Source organism: Methanoculleus sp. UBA374 (assembly GCA_002508705.1).
Lineage (GTDB): Archaea > Halobacteriota > Methanomicrobia > Methanomicrobiales > Methanoculleaceae > Methanoculleus > Methanoculleus palmolei.
Window position 1 is genome coordinate 16,240 of sequence record DAYL01000006.1, and the last position, 3,356, is coordinate 19,595.

Sequence of the window (3,356 nt, forward strand, 5' to 3'; positions counted from 1 at the left end):
CACCAGAACCTGAGCACGCACCTGTGCTATGTCTTCGATCACCACCACAACGAGCGGGTGGTGATGGTCTACAACGAAACGACGATCTTCTACCTCTACCCCTCCTACGGGAGAGAGTGGTATGAAAACGTGGAGATGCAAAGATGAAACGGATCTTCATTCTCTCCCTTGCACTAGTGTTCCTGGTATTCGGAGTCGGTTGCGTCGATTCCTGGGGCACAGACACACCGGAAAACGCCACCATTCCTCCGATCCTCCACTACGAGCGGGGGAGTGTCTCGATCTCCGTCAACACCTCCGAGATCCCGGTAAGAAGGTTCGACGTCAACGTCACGGAGGTGATCGAGATCCTCCTCGCCGACCGGCGGGCCGGAGTCCTGCTTGAGAACGGCTGGAACATCGCCTCGGTCAGGACGGGCTTTGCGGAGGAGGACCCGAACCGGGAGCACATCGACGTGGAGTTCCAGAGCGATGAACTGCCGCTGTCGTTCTTCATCGAAGTGGAAGAAGAAGAAAAGCAAACCGGCAAAGGGCGTTGCAACGCCACAATCTGGGGGGGCCGCCCATGGCCCGAGTCCACAGGACCCTGCCCTGACTACTACCAGGCGGCAAACCTGTACATGAACCGGTTTGAGGTCATCGATCGCAACAACGAGAGGGTGCTAATGGTCTATAACAAAACAACGATCTTCTACCTCTACCCCTCATACGGAGATGCGAATGTATGGGCCCCTGACTGAAGCGAAAACAGCACACCCGGCAGGACCGCCGTACCAGGAGGAAAAACAATGAACAGAAAACCGGGAACGCAGACGCAAGCCATACCGATCCTTTTCCTTGCGCTGGCCTTCCTGGTGTTCGGGGCCGGGTGCACCGGCACGGCGGACACCGGTATGCCGGAAAACGTCACCCCCACCCCGGCGGTCCTCCACTACGAGCGGGGGATGTCGCGATCCCGATCACCACTTCTGCGATCCCGGTAAGGGGTTTCGACAACGACGTCACGGAGGTGATCGCGATCGTCCTCGCCGACCGGCAGGCCGGAGTCCTGCTTGAGAACGGCTGGAACATCACCTCGGTCAGGACGGGCTTTGCGGAGGAGGACCCGAACCGGGAGCAGGGGTACATCGACGTAGAGTTCCGGAGCGACGAACTGCCGCTGTCGTTCTTCATCGAAGTGGACGAAGAAGAGAAGCAAACCGGCAAAGGGCGTTGCAACGCCACAGTCCGGGACGGAAGACCGGGTGCAGGCCCCCTTCCCGAGTATCACCAGGCGGCGTTTAAGTCCCGGGACCACCAGCGGCATGTCTTTGAACGGAACGAGAGGGTGATGATGATCTACAGCAGCACGACGATCTTCTACCTCTACCCGTCGTACGCGATCGTCGATATGGAGGGAATACTCGACTGACCCTCGCCTCGATGTGAGGCCGGCCTTCGCTGAAAAAGTATCGGGTCGGCCGCCTCCCGGGCCGATACCTACAGCGATGAGAGCCGCGCATTCCGCACGTATGCCAGCTGTTCGCGGACCCTCTCCGGGATCGTGCGGGGGTCCTCCGTCGTAGTGGCCTCCCTCCACTCGTCCCGGCACGAACAATCCAGCCCATCGAACTCCGCCGTATCAAAGCCGCAATTGTAGCGTTCAATCGCCCGCGTGACCTCCTCATCGCACTTCCCGCAGTTCCGGGCCCAGTCCAGGGACTCGACCGAGTAGTTCCAGGGGCTGACGTAGACATGGGCACGGTCCCCGAACCGCTCCCGGCACTGCTGCAGGAGGTCGACGAGGCTCCAGAGCCACGGCGGGCGGTAGAGGTTGTTCTTCCAGAGTTCGTGCACAACGGTGTTCTTCTCGACCGTCGTCACTTCAAGGTCGACATAGTCGATCCCCCGGGAGACACAGAAGGATATGGTATCGAGGATATCGCGTATCGCTTCCGCTTCCGTGAGGAACGGCGGCTTCACGAGCAGGAGCGGTTTTGTCAGTACGCCCATGCCCCGCATCCGCGAATAGAAGATATCGAAGTTGTTGGCCGAGAACCCTTTGTTGATACAGAGGTTCATCACCTGAGGGTTTGCAGACTCAAACCCGAACGCCACCTCAAGTTGCCGCCCGTTCAGGGCTTTCTTCATCTTCTGCACATGTTCATCGGGCGAATAGTCGATCCGCGATTCGACGACCACCTTCCTGATGTTTCGGTAGCCGTCGATATACGAACAGATCTTCTCGATGGCGGCGACCGGCATCTCACGTTCATTAAAGATATTCCCGTCGTTGTATATCGAGACAATCGGGTAATCCCGGAGGTCGACGGCGTTCATCACGTACTCGAACTGTGCGACGTACTCCGCCGCCGAGACCTCCCTGCCGCGGGACGTTGCACAGTAAAACCCGCACATGGTGCACCCCCCGGTCTTCTCGACCCACTCGCAGCCCGTGGAGCGAAGGAAGACGATCAAGCGCCTGATGGGCCGGCCGTCAAGGTAGCCCACCCTCTCTTCCCAGCCGATGGGCGTGGTAAAGTCGAGACTTTGTGAAGCATCTCCGTTCTGCCTGCGTAATTCGCTGGCCAATGTCCGGATTTCATCCAGGACGTCACGTTCTGTCGGGAGACCTATAGGAGCCTCCGCATCGCTACCGCTATCAGGTACGGCCTTTTCGAGAATAACGATTCCCCCCTCTCCCCCGGACCCGTGCACCGCCGTATGAAGGTGCACGGGTCCGGGGATTGTCGCCTTATCTTACCAAGACATCCCCCTGATGGGCGTTTGTATATTTATAGTTTACCAAAACGTCACCATAACCGGTCCGGGTTTTCCAAATGGCATTCCATGACCGGAAATACAGGGGATCGGGCACTTCGCTGAAAAGAGCCGGATTTGAGCCGTCATCATACCCTATCGAAGAACCATTCATCCATTTATGAGACCCCGATCTCAAATGGAACTCGCGTCGGTATGCCAATTTTTATATACGTTGTTTGAGGGTATACTCCCCGGGAACCCGGAGGAGATTCACGGCCGGTGAACCGATCGGAGACGGGTCAAACGGGAGAGGTAACCGGATCAACCCGGGGTTTTCCGGAAAAAAAGCGAGATTGTGAAGCGTAAGGGGTGCACAGTGATGGCGCACCGGCGGCTAAGAGGGTATATTACATGAGAAGAGGAGAGGATATCTTGATACACCAGGGAGAGAAGATCTACGGCCGGGAATCGCTCACAGCAAAAGCCCTCGGGATCCTTCCCTCCTATAACGCCTATAGAAAGACGTACGATCTCCTCCAGCGGTCTCAACGATGGAGCCGTGAGGAACTCACGGCCTACCAGATACAGACACTCTCGCGCCTGCTCGACCACGC

General features: G+C 57.8%; 3 protein-coding genes and 1 pseudogene. 3 read left to right on the plus strand and 1 reads right to left on the minus strand.

Going from position 1 to position 3,356, the window contains the following annotated elements:
* Positions 1-143 precede the first annotated feature (143 nt).
* Together BRA42_RS01675 and BRA42_RS01680 are read left to right on the plus strand one after the other, a co-directional pair.
* Positions 144-740: a hypothetical protein gene (locus tag BRA42_RS01675; protein WP_342771320.1), complete on the plus strand. Its 597-nt coding sequence runs from the start codon at positions 144-146 to the stop codon at positions 738-740.
* A 128-nt stretch (positions 741-868) separates the two neighbouring features.
* On the plus strand, positions 869-1,411 hold the full coding sequence (locus BRA42_RS01680; RefSeq protein ID WP_342771321.1) for a hypothetical protein: 543 nt from the start codon (positions 869-871) through the stop codon (positions 1,409-1,411).
* Between the two features lie 68 nt (positions 1,412-1,479).
* On the opposite strand, the gene BRA42_RS01685 is transcribed toward BRA42_RS01680, so the two are convergent.
* The gene (locus BRA42_RS01685; RefSeq protein ID WP_342770529.1) at positions 1,480-2,571 is read right to left on the minus strand and encodes an archaeosine biosynthesis radical SAM protein RaSEA; all 1,092 of its coding nucleotides are present in this window, start codon (positions 2,569-2,571) and stop codon (positions 1,480-1,482) included.
* Positions 2,572-3,174: 603 nt separating this feature from the next.
* Between BRA42_RS01685 and BRA42_RS01690 the strand changes: the two are divergent.
* A pseudogene (locus BRA42_RS01690) lies at positions 3,175-3,356 on the plus strand (phenylacetate--CoA ligase family protein); the annotation flags it as partial.

Bases quoted from the DNA above. Each gene is read 5' to 3' on its own strand.
- BRA42_RS01675 (WP_342771320.1), top strand. From the start codon at position 144: ATGAAACGGATCTTCATTCTCTCCCTTGCACTAGTGTTCCTGGTATTC.